Annotated in this window: 13 protein-coding genes; 5 read left to right on the forward strand and 8 right to left on the reverse strand. The window is 63.9% G+C overall.

All coding sequences use genetic code 11. From position 1 onward, the window contains the following. Positions 1-187: 187 nt before the first annotated feature. The 4 genes from E5221_RS16795 to E5221_RS16810 form a co-directional block, all read right to left on the reverse strand. Positions 188-2440 (reverse strand): ATP-binding protein, encoded by a 2253-nt coding sequence (locus E5221_RS16795; RefSeq protein ID WP_247846021.1) that lies wholly within the window; start codon positions 2438-2440, stop codon positions 188-190. Then, positions 2437-3213, reverse strand: a complete 777-nt coding sequence (locus E5221_RS16800; protein ID WP_247846022.1) for a transporter substrate-binding domain-containing protein — start codon at positions 3211-3213, stop codon at positions 2437-2439. The genes E5221_RS16795 and E5221_RS16800 overlap by 4 nt, the downstream gene beginning before the upstream one ends. After that, the gene (locus E5221_RS16805; protein ID WP_013973084.1) at positions 3210-3926 is read right to left on the reverse strand and encodes a response regulator; all 717 of its coding nucleotides are present in this window, start codon (positions 3924-3926) and stop codon (positions 3210-3212) included. Before E5221_RS16805 ends, E5221_RS16800 begins: the two co-directional genes overlap by 4 nt. Before the next feature lie 75 nt (positions 3927-4001). After that, positions 4002-4646, reverse strand: coding sequence for a TetR family transcriptional regulator C-terminal domain-containing protein (locus E5221_RS16810; protein ID WP_061551687.1), 645 nt, complete (start codon positions 4644-4646; stop codon positions 4002-4004). Between the two features lie 101 nt (positions 4647-4747). On the opposite strand from E5221_RS16810, the gene E5221_RS16815 reads away from it, so the two are divergent. Continuing rightward, positions 4748-5494: an enoyl-CoA hydratase gene (locus tag E5221_RS16815; RefSeq protein ID WP_061551688.1), complete on the forward strand. Its 747-nt coding sequence runs from the start codon at positions 4748-4750 to the stop codon at positions 5492-5494. A 352-nt stretch (positions 5495-5846) separates the two neighbouring features. On the opposite strand, the gene E5221_RS16820 is transcribed toward E5221_RS16815, so the two are convergent. From E5221_RS16820 to E5221_RS16830, 3 genes are read right to left on the reverse strand one after another with little or no spacing between them, the layout of a single operon-like run. Next, on the reverse strand, positions 5847-6902 hold the full coding sequence (locus E5221_RS16820) for a lipocalin-like domain-containing protein (RefSeq protein WP_247846024.1): 1056 nt from the start codon (positions 6900-6902) through the stop codon (positions 5847-5849). Continuing rightward, positions 6892-9354: an ABC transporter permease gene (locus E5221_RS16825; protein WP_247846025.1), complete on the reverse strand. Its 2463-nt coding sequence runs from the start codon at positions 9352-9354 to the stop codon at positions 6892-6894. The genes E5221_RS16820 and E5221_RS16825 overlap by 11 nt, the downstream gene beginning before the upstream one ends. Next, the gene (locus tag E5221_RS16830; protein ID WP_061551691.1) at positions 9351-10019 is read right to left on the reverse strand and encodes an ABC transporter ATP-binding protein; all 669 of its coding nucleotides are present in this window, start codon (positions 10017-10019) and stop codon (positions 9351-9353) included. Before E5221_RS16830 ends, E5221_RS16825 begins: the two co-directional genes overlap by 4 nt. A 343-nt stretch (positions 10020-10362) precedes the next feature. On the opposite strand from E5221_RS16830, the gene tssG reads away from it, so the two are divergent. Genes tssG through tssJ form a run of 3 tightly spaced genes read left to right on the forward strand, consistent with a single transcriptional unit; the run spans position 10363 to position 12718 of the window. Continuing rightward, positions 10363-11373: a type VI secretion system baseplate subunit TssG gene (gene tssG / locus E5221_RS16835; RefSeq protein ID WP_247846026.1), complete on the forward strand. Its 1011-nt coding sequence runs from the start codon at positions 10363-10365 to the stop codon at positions 11371-11373. Then, positions 11370-11939: an FHA domain-containing protein gene (locus E5221_RS16840; protein WP_247846027.1), complete on the forward strand. Its 570-nt coding sequence runs from the start codon at positions 11370-11372 to the stop codon at positions 11937-11939. Before tssG ends, E5221_RS16840 begins: the two co-directional genes overlap by 4 nt. After that, positions 11936-12718, forward strand: coding sequence for a type VI secretion system lipoprotein TssJ (gene tssJ, locus E5221_RS16845; protein ID WP_061551694.1), 783 nt, complete (start codon positions 11936-11938; stop codon positions 12716-12718). The genes E5221_RS16840 and tssJ overlap by 4 nt, the downstream gene beginning before the upstream one ends. A gap of 118 nt (positions 12719-12836) precedes the next feature. Here the strand turns inward: tssJ and tssM are convergent, their stop codons facing one another. After that, the gene (gene tssM / locus E5221_RS16850; protein WP_247846028.1) at positions 12837-16499 is read right to left on the reverse strand and encodes a type VI secretion system membrane subunit TssM; all 3663 of its coding nucleotides are present in this window, start codon (positions 16497-16499) and stop codon (positions 12837-12839) included. A 292-nt stretch (positions 16500-16791) separates the two neighbouring features. Here tssM and tssF point away from each other — a divergent pair, with 292 nt between their 5' ends. Next, entirely contained in the window at positions 16792-18555 is a 1764-nt protein-coding gene (tssF, locus tag E5221_RS16855; RefSeq protein ID WP_247846030.1) for a type VI secretion system baseplate subunit TssF, read from the forward strand. Positions 18556-18565 lie beyond the last annotated feature (10 nt).

An 18565-nucleotide genomic window follows, 5' to 3' on the forward strand; every position in this document is an offset into this window, starting at 1 on the left:
ACCACGCGGGGGTGCCGCACGGTGTGTTGGGAAGGAGGGGCTGAGCGCTACGGCATGTCATTATTCTTGTCTCCAATAAGCCTCATGGACCGCGTGCAACACGGTTGCCTTGGATTATTGGAAACGGATGTAAGGTGCCGTTGAACGAACGGATCGAAGATGTAAAAAGTCGTAAGGTTTTTGTACGTCAGCTCTGGATCAACTGTTCCAGGGTGGCGCGGGCCTGGGCAAGCTCGGTGGCCAGCGGCGCGGAGAGCGCTTTCAATGCCTGTTCGTCATGCTGCCGGGCAGCGTCCTCAAGGCGACGCAACAGCGCAGCCAGCCCACAAAAGCCCAGGGAATCGCAACTGCCGGCCAGGCGGTGGGCCAGGTGCAGCACTTCGGTAAAGTCCTGGGCCGGCAGCGCCTCGGCCAACGCCGTGGCGTGATGTTCCAGCGACTGGCGCAGCACCTTCAACAGGCCTTGCAGCTTCTGTTCACCCAGCAGCGAGCGGTGGGTGTCCAGCAATGACCAGTCCATTGTCGAGTCGACGCCAGCCACTTCAGCAGGCGCCGCTTCGGCCAGCGCCTGGCGCAGGTTGTCCAGCCGCAGGGGCTTGGCCAGCACTCCCTGCATGCCGGCATCCAGGTAGCCTGGGACTTGCCCCGGCTGCACGCCAGCCGTCAGTGCCAGGACCCGGCTATGGCGGTTCGGCCCGGGCGTGGCACGCAATTGCCGGCACAGCTCCACCCCGCTCATGCCGGGCAGATGCACGTCGAGCAGGATCAGGTCGAAGCGCCGCTGTGCGCAGGCCTGCAAGGCTTGCACGGCGTCTTCTGCAAAGCTCACCCGGTGGCCATCGCGCAACAGCAACCCACCGGCCACCTCGCGGTTCAATGCCACGTCCTCGACTACCAGGATATCCAGGCTTGCCATGGGCGACGGGGCTGGTGAACTGGCCAGCACTGGCTGCCCGCGGGCCATGTCGAGCTCGAACCAGAAGCGACTGCCCTGCCCCTGCACGCTGTCCAGGCCAATGCAGCCCCCCAGTTTTTCCACCAGGTGCTTGCAGATCGCCAGGCCCAGGCCGGTGCCGCCGTAGCGCCGGGCCACCGCCTCGCTGGCCTGGACGAAGCGGTCGAAGACCCTGGCCTGCACAGCCGGCTCGATGCCGATGCCATTGTCGCTGACCGACACCCGCAGGCGCTGCGAGCCCTGATCACTGGCCAGTACCTGCACCGCAAGCCGCACTTGCCCCTGTTCGGTGAACTTGATGGCATTGGCCAGCAGGTTGCTGAGCACCTGGCGCAGGTACTGTTCGGCACCGTGCTGGTAATCGGCCAATTGCTCGTCGATATCCAGCTGCAGGGTGTCGCCATTGTCCCGGGCCATGGGTTCGAGCAGCGCCAGCACTTCCTGGCACAACTGGCGTAGCGAAAAACCGACCAGCTCGGCGCGGCTCTCGCCCTCCTCGAGCCGGGCGAAATACAGCACCTCGTTGAGAATCGCCAGCAACCCCTCGCCGGCCTTGTACAAGGCCTCGACGCGCTGGCGGTCGGCCGCCTCCAGCCGGCCGCCGCGCAGCAGCTCGGCCATGCCGAGAATGCCGTTGAGCGGGGTACGCAGCTCATGGCTCATGGTCGCCAGGAAGCGTGACTTGGCCAGGTTGGCGGCTTCGGCCTCGTCCTTGGCCCGGGCCAGGCTGGCGGTACGCCGCTCGACCATGGCCTGCAGTTCGTCGCGCTTGTCCTGCAGCGCCAGGCGGTCGCGCTCGCGTCGTTCGATGTCACTGAGGATGGCGCGGCGCATGTCATCCAGGGCATTGGCCACGGTGTCGATCTCGTCCGGGCGCGTCGACGGGCGGCGCCCCAGGCGCAATGGTTCCTGCCATTGGCCGGCGCCAATACGCCGGGCGAACTCGGCCATCACTTGCAGGTGGCGGGTGACCAGGCGGTAGAACAGCCCCGACAGCGCCACCGCCAGGCCACACAGGAACACGCCCATCCACAGCAGGCTGGCAAGGCCAGTGGCATACAGCCGTCGGTGCACCGCGCCCAGGTCGATGCTCACTTCCAGCTCGCCCAGATGCCTGGCCGGCCCCGAGGGCGGCTGGTAATCAAGGGCGAAGCGTTCGATGCGCAGCGGCCCCTTGGGCTCGGCGAGGCCGCGCAACATCTGGACATCGTCACTGACCAGACGCACCCGGGCGACATCGGAAAAGTCCACCAGGCCGCGCAGTTGTGTATCCAGCTGTGCCTCGTCCAGGTCCCACAGGCTGCGCTCCAGGCTGGCCAGGTAACCGGCGCGGATCAGCGCCATGCGCGCCTCGATATCGCGCATCTCGCGGCGGTACTCGAAATACAGCTGCACCGAGCTGGCCAGCACGGTAAAGCACAGGCTGAACAGCAGGATGAACAGCAGCAGGCGGCGCAGCAAGCCATCGGTGCGCAGGCGGATCATCGGGAGTCCGCCGGCAGGTTGACCATGTCGCGGTAGATCACTTCGCTCTGCTCCAGCCAGCGCTCGATCTCGCCCGCCTGGTTCATGCGCAGCAACTGCGCGTCGATTTCGTCCATATGCTGGCTCAAGGGCGATTGCCGTGATACCGCGACGCGCAGGTAGTCCACGCTCAGGGCCGTGGGCAATACGCGGATGTCCTGCGCCCCGGGCAGGTTTTCGATGAACAGCTGGCCGGTGCGCCGCTCCTGGATCAGGTAGTCGATACGCCCACGGATCAGCTTGCCGAAGTTCTGCAGGCTGGACGACACACGCTCGATGTTCTGGTGGCGGGCGACGAAGCGGTCGAAGTCGGCGCCGTAGCTTTCGCCGTACAACAGGCCGCCGCGGTAACTGGCCAGGTCTTCCAGGCGCTGGAACTGCACCGGCCGCAGGCGGTTGTAGAACACCGCCACTTCCTCGCGCACCACCGGCACCGTGGAAAAGCGCATGCGTTGGTCACGCTGGTCGCTGTTGTAGGCCAGCACCACGTCCACCCGCCCGGCGGCGGCGTCCATCAGGCAGCGCTTCCAGTTGCCCAGCACCACGGTCTGCACTTCGTAGCCCATGCGCGCGAACAGCTCTCGCACCACGGTGGGGGCCAGGCCACGCACCTGGTGGCCGTCACTCCAGGAAGTCGGCGGGTACACCGGGTAGTCGCAATAGCGCACCGGCTGCCTTGCACTGGCTTGCACGGCGAACAATGCCAAGGCCAGCACCCAGGCGCTGCGGGTCATGCCGCCACGCTGGCGGTGAACAGGTAGCCGGTGCCGTGGATGGTGATGATCAGCTGGGGCTCGGCCGGGTCGTCGTGCAGCTTGCGCCGCAGGCGGCCGACCAGCACGTCGATGGAGCGGTCGTTGGGCACCCACTCGCGGTTGCGGATCTGGTCCATCAACTGGTCGCGGCTGAGGGTGTGGCCGCTGTTGCGCAGGAACACGCTGAGCAACTGGAACTCGCCATGGGTCAGCAGGGTTTGCCCGCCACGGGCGTCGATCAGGCGCCGGCGGTCGGTGTCCAGCGCCCAGTCGGCGAACTGCTTCAGCGATTGCGCGCAGGCCGGCGTCGGGTGCACCTCGCGGGCATGGCGCACACGGCGGACCAGGTTCTTGGCGCGGGATACCAGTTCGCGGGGGTTGAGCGGTTTGATCACGTAGTCGTCGGCGCCGCATTCCAGGCCGACGATACGGTCGATGTCGTCGTTGCGGCCGGTGATGAGGATGATGCCGACCTCCGAACGTACCCGCAGCTCACGGGTCAGGGTGAGGCCGTCTTTGCCGGGCAGGCGGATGTCCAGCAGCACCAGGTCGACATCCTGGCTGCCGAGCAGTGCTTCGGCCTTTTCCGCGGTGTCGGCGCAGTGCACGTCATAGCCTTCCTGGGACAGATAGGCCTGCAGCAAGTCACGAATAAGCGGATCGTCATCGACGATCAATACCCGAGGCGTCATTGCGTGTCGTCTCTTTTTTTTATTGGTTTGTTCTACACACTCGCGACAGCAGCCTACTCGTTACTGAACAGGCGATCAACAGCCCTCCGGCGGGCTGAAGCGACGCCGGCCACCGGCCTGCAGGCCATCGACCCAGGCCTCGCAGATCAGCACGCCCTGCTCGGGGGTGAAGGTACCGGGGTTGAGCCCCGACTCCAGCCACAGGCCATCGAGCAAAGCGCTCAGGCTGATGGCCGCGAGGTCGGCATCGAAGCCCTGCCAGCCCTCCTCCCCGGCCAGCGTGGCCAGCAGCCCGCTCAGTTCATTGCGGTATTCGCCATAGGAATGGTCATGCACCTGGTTGATCGCATCGGCGGTCTTCACCGCCCCCCAGAACGCCAGCCAGGCGTCGAGCAATTGCGGGTCGAGCAGCTCGGCGCAGAACGAGGCGCGGAAGAACGCCGACAACCGCTCGCGGGCATTGGGCGCGGCCTGGGCCATGGCCTCGCGCAGCAGGCCCATCACCCGGCCGGTGACCGCCATGTAGGCTTCGGCCACGAGCTCATCCTTGCCGGCGTAGTGATGGCTGATCAACCCGACCGAGACCCCGGCCTCGGCCGAAATCTTGCGGATCGACGCGCCCTGGAAGCCATGGCGCTTGAGGCATACCAGGGTCGCCTCGACCAGGTTGGCTTTGCGCAATTCCGGCAGCATGCGGTGGTAGCGGGCTTCCTGGTTCATCGGCGGCTCTCGGGCTGGGGCTGGACTGAACGACTGTACAACAAGCCGGACTGCGTGATAAACCCTTGGCACCGATGCCCACAACAACAAAAGCGGCTGCCATGAACGACCTGATCACACGTGACCTGGACCAGGGCCTGCTGACCCTGGCCTTCAACCGCCCCGACAAGCTCAACGCCTTGAACACCGCCATGTACCAACAGCTGGGCGACCTGCTGCTGGCGGCAGGTGAAGACCCTGATGTCGAAGCCATCATCATCACCGGTGGGCCGCACTGCTTCAGCGCCGGCAATGACTTGCGCGACTTCCTCGACAACCCGCCCGCCGACCTGGACAGCCCGGTGTTCCGCCTGATGCGGGTGGTGATGGGCCTGGACAAACCGCTGATTGCCGCGGTCAGTGGCGCGGCGATCGGCATCGGTGCCACCTTGCTGTTGCATTGCGACCAGGTGCTGGTCAGCCGAACGACCAAGCTGCGCATCCCTTTCGCGCCGTTGGGCGTGTGCCCGGAGTTTGGTTCCAGCCTGCTGCTGCCGCGTTTGCTTGGCCATGCCCGGGCGGCTCGCCTGCTGCTGGCAAACGAGTTGCTTGATGGCGAACGGATGGTGGCCTGGGGGCTGGCCAATGAACTGCATGAAGACGGTGAACAGTGCCTTGCAGCTGCCCGGCGCCTGGCGCGGCAGCTGCTAGGTTACCCGCAGGCGGCGCTGCGCATCAGCAAGCGGCTGCTCAAGGACGGCCAGCGGGCCGAGCTCGAGGCGACAGTGGCGCGGGAGGCCCGGTTGTTCATCGAGTGCTTGCGCACTGAAGAAGCGCGAGCGGTGTTGCGAGGGTTGATCAAAGATTGAAACCCAGGGGCCGCGTTGCGGCCCATCGCCGGCAAGCCAGCTCCCACCTCGACTGCATCGACCTCAAGCCTTGTGCAGTATCTGCAGGAGATTGCCCAGCCCTTTTGGGCTGCGCTGTCGCGCAGAGAACAAATACCGCTCGTTTGACGCGTCCTTTGTAGGAGCAGCCTTGTGCTGCGAAGAGGCCGGCACGAGCAACAGACAGGCTTTGTCAGTACCGGCCTCTTCGCAGCACAAGGCTGCTCCTACAGAACCTCACTGAACCGAGGAGTCATGTGTTGTTCCATGACAGCTGGCTTGCCGGCGATGGGCTGCAAAGCAGCCCCAGGAAAACTCAGAAACCCCAGGATTGCTAATAGCCGGTCATCTCCAGATACCCACGGCCACCCGCACTCCCGGTCAAGCGCACTGGCCCCTCCCAATACGGGAACCGTGTCTCCATCCAGGCCTGCGATTCCACAGCCTCGACCTGCACATCCACGCCATGCCCCGGCACCTGCACCCGCCATCGCGTCGGCACCTGCTTGCCGTTCTTCTGCCGAGCCCAGGCCAGCGCCTGTAGCTGGATCTGCGCACCCTGCAGCACCACCACTTCACCCTGCGGGCCAACCCAGGTCCCGGCGCGATACGCCTCCCCCTGCACTTCGCGCACCTGGAACAGCATCAGCCTGGCGCCACTGTCCAGGTGCAGGGAAAACCAGTCCCAACCCGTCTGCCCGGCAGCCAGCGGCTGGCTGCTCCATTCCCGGTCCAGCCAGGCCTGGCCGGTGACGGCAATGCACTGGCCGTCACGCTGCACTTCCCCACTCACCCGATAGAACGGCTGACTGTAATAGTACGAAGCCTGCCCCTTGCCGGACTTCTCGCTGTAGCCCTGCTCCCCGTGCAGCACCAAGGGCCGATCGCTGTGCAGTTGCAGGTCATAGCGAAAGCCGTCACCACCGGCGACCATCTGCAGGTGCTCGATGCCACTGCTGCCCTGCAACGACCAGTCATTGATCCACGCCCGGAACGGCTGGGCCTGCACACCGGCCTGGCCGATACCCCCGCGCGCCAAGGTTTCGCCAGACCTATGCCCTCCGGGGCCGGTCAGCGCCGCGTGCCCCATCCACAGGTTCGGGCTGTTCCAGCCGGCAGTCTCGGGGCCTGGGCGCAGGGCCGAGCGAAACAGCGTCCACTGCGCGCCCCAGTCCCGCCCCTGGAAGTCCTGGAGGTTGGCGGTGACATACCACCATTCGATGCGAAAGCCATCGTGGGCCCCATGGTCACGCGGAAATTCCAGGCGATGGCCGCGGCTTACCTGGCTGAATTCACCCGCCTGCTGCCCGAGCCCGGCATAGCTTTGCTCGGCGGGCTGGTCACAGCCGCCCAGCAACCCACACAGCAACAGCCAGGCGCTACGCTTCATCGGCAAACGGCCTCAACAGTTCGCGCGGCTGGCGACGCGCCAGCTGCCACAAGGGCCACGCGCTGGCCAACAGGCTGGTAAGCATGCCCAGCACGGCCAGGTGCAGCAGTTGCGCAGGGAACACGTAGAGCGGCAAACGCCAGCCGAATGCCTGCACGTTCACCACCGCGACCAGGCACCAGGCCAGCAGGATGCCCAGCGGGATCGCCAGCAGCACGGTAAGGCTGCTCAGCAGCAGTGTCTGCCCGAGGCTCAGCCACACCAGATGCGTGCGCCGCACACCCAGTGCCCACAGCGGCGCCAGCTGGCCCAGGCGGGTGTGGCCCAAGGTCAGCAGGTTGATGAACAGCGCCACCCCTGCCACGCCAAGGGTAAGGCTGTTGAGCGCGGCGGTGGCGGCGAAGGTGCGGTTGAACACGTCGGTCGACCAGCGTTTGAGACGCGCCTGCTCGACCACCCGGCTGTCGTCCAGGGCGAAGCGCTGTTGCAATGCAGCCTCGAGCGCCGACGCCTGATCGCCCACCAGATCGACACTCAACCCGGTCAGGGTTGCCTGTGCCCAGTGCCCGCGCAGCCAGCCGGCATTGACCAGCATGTGCCCTTTGGGGTTGCCGTAATCGGCATAGATGCCCACAACGCTCAGGGCTGGCGAAGTGTCTGCGGGCAGCCTCAGGCGATCGCCCAGCTGCAGCTTCAGTCGCCTGGCCAGCTGTTCACTGAGCATCACGGCCTGCCCGGCGGCCAGTTGTTGCCAGGCCTGCTTTTGCTGCGCCAGCAATGGCCAGCGAGTGCGATAGACGGGATGATCGACGATGCCCTGGAGCTGCACCGGCCAGCCCTGCAGCTGTGTTTCCACACGCCAGCCGGGCAACACCACACTCACCGAAGGTTGCTGCCCAAGCCACTCGGCTATCTGCAAGCCCTGGGCGGTGTCCCTTGGGGTGACATACAGGTCGGCGGACAGGCGCAGGTCAAGCCAGCCGACAAAGGTCTTGCGAAAGCCCTCGGTCATGCTGCCCACGCCGACACTGGCCGCCAGCGCCAGCAACAGTGCCATCAACGCCAGGCTCAGGGCCGGCAGTTGCTGGCGGCTGTCGGCGACGAACCATTGCGACAAAGGCCGCCGGCAATGGCGCGCCAGCCAGGCCAGCACCCGGTCGAGCAAGGCCGGCAGCAGCAGCGCCGCAGCCAGCAGCAAGCCTGCCAGCAGGCCGAACGCGCTGGGCAGGCTGTCGCCCAGCACGCCACAGCCCAGGGCCAGCAAAAGCAACAGGCCGGCCACCAGGGCCTGGCGCCGCAACCAGGGCCCCTGGGCCAACCGCCATGCCTGAGGTTGCGCCAGCGCCAGCAACGGCAACCGCGCCGCACGCAGTACACTGCCCAAACCCGCCAGCAGCGCCCCCAGCACGCTCACCAGCACGCCCATCAGCCACCACCCTGCGGGCAGGCTCAGCGCCCCGGCGACCTGGGCGCCATACAGCCCGCGCAAGCTGGCGGCCACATCGGGCAGCAACCACGCGGCCAGCCCGTAACCACTGACCACGCCGGCCAGGCCGCCCAGCACCGCGAACAGCCCCAGCTCCAGCACCAAGGCGCACAGCAGGGTTTGCAAGCTGATGCCACAGGCGCGCAGGTTGCGAATCAGGCCGCGCCGCTGTTCCAGTGCCAAACCGATTGCGGCATGGGCAATGAACAGGCCGACGACAAACGCCAGCAGGCCAAGAGCTGTCAGGTTGAGGTGGAAACTGTCGGTCAGCCGCTGCAAGCCGCCATCGTCCTGCCGGGGTTGCAGCTCAAGGTAAGGCGCGATGTCCGCCGGCAACGGCCCCGGCGTAGCAGGCACCAGCAAGCGCGACAACTGCCCGGGTGCATGCAGCAACGCCTGGGCGTGGCCGATATCGACCACGATCACCCCTGGGGCCAGCGCTGGCTGTAGAACCAACGGCGGCAGCAGCTGCCCTTCGCTGTCGCGTGCTGAGGCCCCGGGGCCGGCATGCAGCTGGCGCAAGGTGTCCGGCCCGACCCAGGCTTGCCCGGGCATGCCGACAAAGGCCTGCAGATCGAACGTTCCGGACTGCACACCGGCGATACTGCTGGCCGGCGGCAGGCTCAACGGCTCGATGCCGATCAACCGCACGCTGCGCGCCGGCTCACCAGCAAAGCGCAAGCGCCCTTCCAGTACCGGCGTCACCGCCCAGCCCAGCCTGCGCAACTGCACGTACAGTGCCTGGTCGAAGCGCTCGCCACGGCGCGGCACCAGTTGCGCCTGCAACGGCCCGGCCAGCACCGCGCTGGCCCGGGCATAGTCGCTGCGTGCCTGGCTGTTCAGCGCCTGCACGCCGGTCCACAGCGCCGTGGCCAGCCACAGGCCGGTGAAGATGCTGAAAAACTGCACGCGATGGCGCCGCCAGTGGCTGAGCAGCGCCAGCAGGGCCAGCGATAGAAGTCTCATCCGCCCGGCTCGGGCCGTACACGGCCCGCCTGCAGGTAACAACGCTGCTGCAAGCGCGCCGCCAGCCGCGGGCTGTGGGTCACCATCAGCACCCCACTGCCAGCCTCGGCGACCAGCTGCAACAGCAGGCTCAACACCTCATCGCTGCTGGTTTCATCGAGGCTGCCGGTGGGTTCGTCGGCCAGCAACCAGGCCGGGCGCCCGGCCAGGGCGCGGCCGATGGCGACCCGCTGTTGCTGGCCGCCAGACAATTGCTCCGGGTAACGCGCCAGCAAGTCCGCCAAACCCAGGCGCTGCGCCAGGTAGGCCAGCCAATCGGGATCATGCCGACCGGCCAGCCGGGCCTGGAACGCAAGATTGGCCCCCACGTCCAGGCTGCTGATCAGGTTGTATTGCTGGAACACCAGGCCGATGCCCTCCCGCCGCCACAACGCCAGCGACGCCTCGGAACGGCTGTCGAGCGGGGTGTCGTCGATCAGGATGCGGCCACTGTCGGCACGGTCCAGGCCGGCCACCAGGTGCAGCAAGGTACTCTTTCCGCTGCCCGACTCGCCCATCAGCGCCAGGCTGCTGCCGCGCGCCAGGCGCAGGTCGACGCCCTGCAGCACGGGGAGCGGGCCCTGGGGGGTGGGGAATGATTTGTGCAGTTGCTCGATGACCAGCATCGACGGGCCTTGGTGCGTTCAGGGGTCTTCTTAGGAATAGCAGGTTCATCGCGGCGTGAACGAACACTCGTCGTTTTCCTCGATAAAGCAATTTCCGGCTCTATTCGAAAAGCGGTTTCCAACTTCAACCCTCGATGAACTTATTAAATCCACGCCCCTGAAAGCCTTACCGAAAAGTCAACATAAACAGCCCCGCACCAATAAAAAAAGACACTTCCTACAGAAAGTTCTTTTTATTGGTCGATATCCACTTTCGGACGAGAAAACAATGACCTGAATCAGAAACCATCGACTACGATCAGCATTCACTTTGCACCCGTTAGTTACGGCAAGAGACTCAACCATGGAAAAACCAGTAGTTCTGCACGCCGCTGGCCAGGTCGATATCGCTTTGGAAAGCGCCCACCAGTACGCCTATTTCCAGCTACTGGAATTGCTGTATCACGTACACGACGACGATCTGGAACAACGCCCACTTGCTCGAGAGACGCGACGCCGATTACGGCTGGAAGTGTCCCCCAGCCTGTCTTTCCCTGTTGCCGACGTGTTGCGCGCCGATCGCTTGACGGACGACCGCTACCGCATCCAGGCAAGTTTTCTGGGCCTGCATGGCACAGACTCGCCACTGCCCACTTACTACCTTGACGAGATCGCCTACGAAAACGCACACGGCATCGGTTTACGCCCGGCTTTCCTCAATTTCTTCAACCATCGCCTTCATACCCTGCTCCATCAAGCGTGGCGCAAGTACCGCTACTACGTACGCTTCCAACCGGGCGCGAAGGACGGTTTCTCCCGCTATGTCTTCGCCCTGATCGGCCTGGACGACTCAGCACTACGCGGCGCTACGCCGCTGCCCTGGAGCCGCTTGCTCAGTTTCGTGGGAATGATCGCCAGCCGCAGCCGCTCCCCCGGCATGGTAGCCGGCATGATCGCGCATTGCTTCGACCTCCAGCAGGTTGCCATCCGCGAATTCGAAAAGCGCACCGTCTCGATTCCCACTTCCCAACGCAACTGCCTGGGGGGCAGAAACTACCAACTCGGCAACAACTTCCTGGTTGGCGACAGCGTCGAGTCACGCAGCAGCAAGTTCACCATTGTGATCGCAGGCCTGGATCAGCAACAGTTCCGCCAATTCCTGCCCAGCGGTGACAACTACCAGAAGCTGGCGCGGCTGGTGGATTTTCTGCTCCGTGATGTCGGGGCCTATGACCTGGAGTTACGCATGTGCGCCGAGCAAGCCCCTCCCTTCAGCCTACGGGCCGAGCATGGCACCCACCTGGGTTGGACAAGCTTCATCGCCAACCGCAATGACCCCACGCCTCCCCCTGTTCGCATCACGGTACGCACATGAGTACAAATGTTCTCTCCTCCAGCGTCACGCTCACCGTCCTCAACCCGGAAAAACTCTTGCACGGCAGCGAACCGCGGCATCGCTTCGATCGGGCTGGCGGCTCCATCGGCAGTCAAGGTGCCTGGCGCCTGCATGATCGCGGCGTTCGCATCCTGCCGGTGCACTGCGAAATCAGCTGGCATGAAGGCCATTTCTGCATCGTTGACCACAGCGGCAAGAGTTTCATGAATGGCAGTGACACCCAGTTGCTTTCGGGTACGCCTGTCCGCCTCAGGCACAACGACAGACTGCAGCTGGGTGACTACCAGATTGCCATACACCTGGGCGAGCACGAGGAAGAGCCGCAGCCGCATACCGGCAGGGACCCGCTCTCCGAGCTGGGGGTTGATCAGCAGATGTGCCCGCTGCAGGTACTTGGCGTACCGATAACGGATATCGCCGGATTTTTCCGGGCCTCAATGCCTGGTCCCGTGGATGAGCTTGATCCGTTGGCGTATCTGGACAGGGCCGCACAAGCCCGGGTTGACCCGGCCATAGTCGAAATCTTCGGCAAGGAGGTGCAATGAACAAGCCTGTAGGTTTGCTACTGGCCTGCCTGGCGATCAGTGGCTGTACTTCGATCAGCAAGATCTACCAGGTGGCGATGGATCCGGCTCTGCCTGTCGGTGGCCCCAACAATGACATCAGCCACCTGGCACTAAGCCTCTACGCCGCAGACCCGCCTGCGCCTGTCAGCCTCGAACCGACAGATTCAGGCACACACGTACCGCTGCATGACCACCCGGAACAGCTGGCGGCCAACCTCAGCGCCACAAGTCCTGTCGAGCTGACTGACAAGCTGAGCTCACTGGCGGAGCAGCTGCACCGCAACTACCCCACTTCTGTCGAGGGCGAGCAAGCCATCGTCGGGCCGAAGGCGCCTGCGGCATTGGCCAGTTACGCAACGCCCCAAACTGCTTTGCCTGAGGAACTCGACCTGCAACCACAGCAACAGGCCCCGTCATCCATCGTTTTCAAGGTACTTCAGCTCCGGGACGATTCGTTGTTGCTGGATGCCACTTATGAGCAAGTCGAAGAAGACCTGGATAAAGCGCTGGGCACCACGCTGATCAGCGTCGATGACTACCGTCTGACCCCTGGCCAGTTCAAGTTCATCGAACACGAAGAAATCAACGAGCGCACCCGCTACATCGCCGTCGTTGCTCGCCTGGGCGATAACCCCAAGGGCCGCTGGAAAGATGCAGTACGCATCCAGGCACGCGGTTACAACCATACCGTACACGTTCACTTCGAGAACAACGCCGTTGAACTCAGGCAAGACAGTGAATACCGCCGTGACAAATGATCCGTCCAATAAAAAAATGAGCATCCTGTGAAGGCCGGACCAGGCACCGGAACAAACAGACAACGAATCCCGACCCAGGCCACTGGTATCGGGATTCTTGGGTGGCCTGCGCCGTGCCCTATCGCCCGGCCACTTCGCTGGCCGTGCCGTCACGCAACAACCGCTGCGGCAGGGCGAACCCTGCAAAGAGCTGGCGGGTGAAGGGGTTGTTTGCGCCCGGGGTGTGAACCTTGTAGCGCGCCGTATCGCCGGCAATCATGAAAGCGAGATCGATACTGGTGGATGTACGGGCATTCAGCCCACCGCGGCTGAGCAGGCGGTAGAGCGACCAGGGGCCGTGATAGCCCAGGCTGACAGTGGTACCCGCAACCTGCACCAGGGTGACACGGCTATGCCCACTCTCCCCGGCAGGGCCCGGCCAGGTCATGCCGATCGGCTCCTTGCCCCGGTCCGCAAACGCATGCAGCTGCCCATCCAGGTCGAAGACGCTGCCGCGCAAGCCACCGCTGATCGCCAAAGGCTCCAGGCCAAAGCTCACGTTCAGCTCCCCGCGATTGTCGAAAAACGCGTTGCGTATGGCTTCAGCCTGCTTGAGCTGCACCATGACTTCGGGGCGGACCAGGTAACCTTCATCCGCACGGGAGTACAGCGCATCGAGGTTGTCTTCGAGAAACACCGCAAGGTACTGGTCCTGGAAGCGCTTGAGCTGGCCTTGCGGGCCAAAGAAGGCTTCAAAATCCTTGAGCGACACATCCGGCCCGGCCGGGTCGATGGGATAGCGTGAGGCCAGTCGCTCCTGGTAGACGCTGTAAACCTCGGCATCCCAACGCTGCTCCAGCTCCCGTAACGCCATGACCATCAACACCTGCGAAGTCTGCTCCGCCAGCTGGCGAACATGCCGATTGAGGGGTTCCGGCAGGCCCGTGGCAATGCGCTGAAGGTTGCGAATGGGGTCGGGCGCCGTTTCCGAAAAACGGCTCAACACTAGCGCCAGGGCGGCCTTGCCCCGGTCAGGGCTGTCCTGCACCGCCTTCAGGTAGTCATGTACAGCGCTGATCGCCTGGAGTGTTTCGTCATGGTAGGACGGTTTGTCACCCCGCACGTCGAGCATCCCCGAAAGCCCCGCGAAAGACCGATAGATGCCCATGGCCTGCATGCGAACCTGCGGATCGGCGTTCGATTCCTTCTCGCTGTCCGCGGCCTGCGGATAGATCAGCGTATTGCTGCGCACGGTTTCCAGCAGCCGGCGTATTGGCGCTGCCGGGCCGCTGACTTGTTCCAGAACACCCAAGGCATGCGCAAGATCGCTGAATTCGGCAACCGAAAACTGGTTCAGCACACGCCGCCAACTGTCGATGTAGTCGGCGCTGTACAGGGCTCGCAGACGCTCCGCCAGGGCCTGGCGGTCCATGTCGGAGTAGTCGAGGCTACGCCGCTCTCCTAGCACCCACTGGTCGACCAGGGCGAGGTCGGCCACGTTCTGGCTATGCTGGTCGAAATAGTCGCGAAAGCCCGTCGCCGTCAGCAAAGGTGGCAGGGACAAATTGGCGTCGACGGTCGCCTGGTGATCGCGCTCGGCCAGTGGCCTGTAGACGATATCGAACGCTGGGCCGATCTCGTTGCGCAAATCCAGCTCACCGTGCAATTGCTCCCGAGCCTGCTGCCTCAAGCCGATGTAGACACGCTCGGCCAGCGGCAACTTGCGCAACTGCTGCTGCGCTTGGACAACGACCTTCCGATACTCCGGCAGCTCGACATCTGCGTAGGCCAAAGCGTACCTGAGGTGGCGCATCAGCGCGGCCTGCAGCTGGCCCTGGCCCGGATACGCTCTTTGCCACTCGCGAGCCATCCATTGCTCGACCATCTCCGCCCGACGATTACCGCGATCCTCGATCATGCGATACACGCGCAATGCCGCCAACTGCTCGTCGCTACCGGGGGCGGCTTGCTTGACAGACGCTGCCACGCCGCCCGCAATCACCGGTAGAAAGCGCTGGGCCAGGGCATTCAGGTACGCCTGGTCCACTTGCGGGCCAATGGCTTTGCCCTGGTACAGCCCCATATCCGTGAACACGCTCCAACCAGAGCGATAATCGCCGTACAGGCTCACGGCATCACGGATCTCATTCAACGGCAGCAGCAGGCTGCGCCCGGTCAAATCATCCTTGGCTTCCGTGCTGGTGTTGCTGAACGCAAGGCTTTTCTCCAGTACCTGCTCCGCCTTGTCGCGGTTGACGCTGTAGAAGTACGCCCAACCACCGGCCATGGCCAACCCGCACACACTCGCCGCCACGGCGCCGCCCTTCAACAGGCGGCCCTTGCGCCGGGCGACCTTGCGGTTGTCGCCCGCCAGGCCGGCCTCGGGGTAGACCACGCGTCGCAACAGCCGCTGCGCGAAATACACCACGGAGGTGCCTTGCGGCTTGGTCGACAAAGCCGGGGTAGCGAAGGCAAAGGCGCGGGCAGAAGCATCCGCAAGCAGGTTGCGCACTTCGCCTCGCTGGTAGACCGAGGAAAAGTACAGGCCACGCACCAGGGGTGGGGTGCTGTAGCGGTCACTGACCAGTACATCACCAAGGAAATTCAGCAACATCTCCTGCGCCCCGCTCAGCTCCCGAAGCAGCGAGCAGGCGCTCTTGCCCGTGGTGCCAGGCGCGCCCACGGTAGCGCTCATCAGTTGCCTGGCGAGGCGCCCCAGGAAGCCCTGATAGGCTCCCTCCAGCTCCTGCAGCCAGGCATCGAAGTCCTTTACCGAACCCAGCGTGAAGGTAAAGCCCTGCACCTCTTCCCGCTCACGGGCCGGGAGCGCGGCGAACAGTTCCTCGAAACCGTCCAGCAAGTCGAACTTGCTCATCACCACGTACAGCGGCAAGCGCGTACCCAGCTCACCGCCCAGCTCCGTCAGGCGCGCGCGCAGCATGAAGGCCAGGTCACGTCGCGCCTTCGCCGATCGCCCGAACAGGTTGACCATATCCACCAGCAAGACCACGCCATTGAGTGGCCGTCGGCTGCGGTTCTGGGCAAGCCAGCCAATCATGTGCCGCCACAGGCGTTGCTCGACGCTCGCCGGCAGGCCTGTGGGCTCGGCCGGTGCTCTCGCCGTCAGTGCAGCCTCCTGCACTGCTGGCAGCGTGTTGTTATCGCCCCCCTCCTCCTTGATGGGCTTGACCACACGCGCCGGGCGCTCAGGCTGGCTGATGAACTCGCCCGGCGGATCGATCAGCACCGCGTCGTCACCTACCCACCAGTCGATGCCAAAAGCCAGGTCCGGATCCGTGCTGGCCCGCTGGGTGGCGCCATCGGTGCGGGCGAGTGCAAAACGCTGATCCGAACGGCTGACGAAGCTCGACTTGCCCGCATTCTGTTCGCCAAGGATGAGGTACCACGGCACATCGTAACGGTGCCCGCGGCCACCTTGGCTGTCGCGCAAGCGGGCCAGGCTGCTGTCGAGGGAGCGCTGCTGGGCCTGCAGATACACCAGGCACGGGTCTTCCACTTCGCGCCGCTGCCGTTGCTGTTCGCGTACGATCGAGCGGTTGCGCCGATGCACCCACGCGCTCCATGCCAGCAATGGCAGCATCACCAGCAGCACGGTTGCCGCAATCCGCACCGGCAGGTCAACCAACGGTTGCTGCTCACGCCAACGCCATTCAGGCCCCAACCACCATAGCCAGACCACTGCGGCAGCAACGCCGAGCAGTACCACACCAACAACTACCGGCATTGCCTGACGCTGCACCAGCAATACACCGCGCAGCAGACTGTCCTTGTTCACTTTCATAGCGGCAAACCTTACCGACTGCATATCCGAATGATTTAAGGCACCTCACAGTGCACACTGGCAAAAACAGTAGCAGCATTGAAAAACACTATTCAATGATATCAAGCAAGAAATACCAGCTAACACTTTTCTTGCAGACGCCGGCGACTTACCTGAATTATGAAATAAAAAGCACTTGCTTCAGGAAAGTTAACAGCCCAGCAACTTGTGGGAACTTTCCTACAAATAAGCCATGCGCACTTTTCATCAACCCCGGCACATGCCACCAGATAGAGCGTCCAACGCGATAAACATGAAGTTCAAAGACTGGTTCATGCAGGAGCAGCAGACCCTACGGGAACTGGGTGACGACTTTGTCGAGGACGACCCGCGTCTGGCGCCTGTCCTCGGTCGCACCGCCTCGGACCCGGCCAGCGAGTACCTGATGGAACACTTCGCCTTCCTGACCGCTCGCCTGGTCATGAAGATCGAAGACCATCTGCCCGAGCTGACCCACCCGTTGCTGCAGCTGCTCTACCCCAATTTTCTGCGCCCGCTGCCGAGCATGACACTGATGCAGTTCCAGCCTGTCGACCACGCGCTGAGCGAGACCCAGGTGCTGCCCAAAGGCACCCCTGTGTTCAGCCGCGCCGTTGACGGCGTGAGCTGCGAGTTCCGCACCTGCGTGGACCTGGCTATCGCGCCGCTGGAAATTCGCAGCATCACCACGCAACCCAGTGCCGAAGCACCGGTAGTGCGCATCGACCTGGGCGCCTTGTCCGAGCAGCCGCTGCGGCAGATGAAGTGCGACCAGCTGCGGTTTCATCTGGCTGGCAGTAAACGCAATGCACTCACCCTCTACCAGTGGCTGGCGCGGCACCTGAACAAGCTTGATCTGCATATCGGCCAGCACCGCTTTGCGCTCCCCCCCTCAGTGGCCTTCGTCGGTTTCGAGGCAAATGAAGCGCTGCTGCCCAGCCCCGGCGAGCAGATGGATGGCTACCGCATCCTGCACGAATTCTTCTGCTTCCCGGAGCGCTTTCATGGGTTTCGCATCGACGGGCTAGGCAGCTACTGGCCTGACGAGGCCGCCGTTCATATCCAGCTGGAGTTCGGTTTCAGTGCGCCCCTCCCGCCCGACATACAGATCGACCAGACAACGATCCTGCTCAACTGCATCCCTGCCATCAACCTGTTCAGTTGTACGGCAGAGCCCATCCCGTTGAATGGGCAGGCGCTGTGTGAAACCGTGCGAATGGGGCGCCAGGGCGGCAAGAAAGGTGAAATTTTCAGCATTGATCGGGTCAGCAGCCAACGCCAGAAATCCAGCGATCACGTACAGGACTTCAAACCCTTCGAGGCCCTGGACCGCGACTTCCCGTTGGCCGAGCCGACGCCCGCCCGCTACTACAAGCTGGACATCGAGCAGGAACCCGTCAATGACAAGGTGCAACACAGGATACGCCTGGTGCATCACAACCTTGCGCCCTACCTTGGCCTGCACGAAGAACTGAACATCGACCTTACCTGCAGCAACGGGCCCCTTGCGCAGCAGCTCAGGGTTGGCGAAATCGATGTGACCACCCAGGACACCCCCTCGTTCGTCACCTATCGCAACCTCACCCGCCCCACCCGCAGCTACCCGCCGATGCTGCAGAGCGGTGGCCAAGGTGAACGCCACTGGGCGCTGGTCTCCAACCTTGCGCTGAACAACCTGTCGCTGTCTTCTCCTGCAACCCTTGCCGCGGTACTGCGGGTTTACGACTTTGTCGCCGCCCATGACCTGCAGCAGGAGCGCAATACCACCCAGCGCCTCGACGCCATCAGACAGGTGGACAACGAGCCATGCGATTGGCTGGTCAAGGGCGTGCCGGTTCGGGGCATGCGCACCACTCTGCACATCGACCCTGCCGGCTTCGAATGCGAGGGTGAGGTGCAGCTGTTTGGCAACGTGCTGTCCCACTTCATGACGTTGTACGCCAACGGCAACTCCTTCCATCAACTGCAGATCATCAACACCGCCAACGCAACCCGCCAGCTATGGCCCGCCCGGACCGGGCGGCAGCCGGTGATGTGACCAGGAGGTC

The organism is Pseudomonas sp. A2 (assembly GCF_023100865.1).
Classification (GTDB): Bacteria; Pseudomonadota; Gammaproteobacteria; order Pseudomonadales; family Pseudomonadaceae; genus Aquipseudomonas; species Aquipseudomonas asiatica.

Bases quoted from the DNA above. Each gene is read 5' to 3' on its own strand.
- E5221_RS16795 (WP_247846021.1), bottom strand. From the start codon at position 2,440: ATGATCCGCCTGCGCACCGATGGCTTGCTGCGCCGCCTGCTGCTGTTC.
- E5221_RS16800 (WP_247846022.1), bottom strand. From the start codon at position 3,213: ATGACCCGCAGCGCCTGGGTGCTGGCCTTGGCATTGTTCGCCGTGCAA.
- E5221_RS16805 (WP_013973084.1), bottom strand. From the start codon at position 3,926: ATGACGCCTCGGGTATTGATCGTCGATGACGATCCGCTTATTCGTGAC.
- E5221_RS16810 (WP_061551687.1), bottom strand. From the start codon at position 4,646: ATGAACCAGGAAGCCCGCTACCACCGCATGCTGCCGGAATTGCGCAAA.
- E5221_RS16815 (WP_061551688.1), top strand. From the start codon at position 4,748: ATGAACGACCTGATCACACGTGACCTGGACCAGGGCCTGCTGACCCTG.
- E5221_RS16820 (WP_247846024.1), bottom strand. From the start codon at position 6,902: ATGAAGCGTAGCGCCTGGCTGTTGCTGTGTGGGTTGCTGGGCGGCTGT.
- E5221_RS16825 (WP_247846025.1), bottom strand. From the start codon at position 9,354: ATGAGACTTCTATCGCTGGCCCTGCTGGCGCTGCTCAGCCACTGGCGG.
- E5221_RS16830 (WP_061551691.1), bottom strand. From the start codon at position 10,019: ATGCTGGTCATCGAGCAACTGCACAAATCATTCCCCACCCCCCAGGGC.
- tssG (WP_247846026.1), top strand. From the start codon at position 10,363: ATGGAAAAACCAGTAGTTCTGCACGCCGCTGGCCAGGTCGATATCGCT.
- E5221_RS16840 (WP_247846027.1), top strand. From the start codon at position 11,370: ATGAGTACAAATGTTCTCTCCTCCAGCGTCACGCTCACCGTCCTCAAC.
- tssJ (WP_061551694.1), top strand. From the start codon at position 11,936: ATGAACAAGCCTGTAGGTTTGCTACTGGCCTGCCTGGCGATCAGTGGC.
- tssM (WP_247846028.1), bottom strand. From the start codon at position 16,499: ATGAAAGTGAACAAGGACAGTCTGCTGCGCGGTGTATTGCTGGTGCAG.
- tssF (WP_247846030.1), top strand. From the start codon at position 16,792: ATGAAGTTCAAAGACTGGTTCATGCAGGAGCAGCAGACCCTACGGGAA.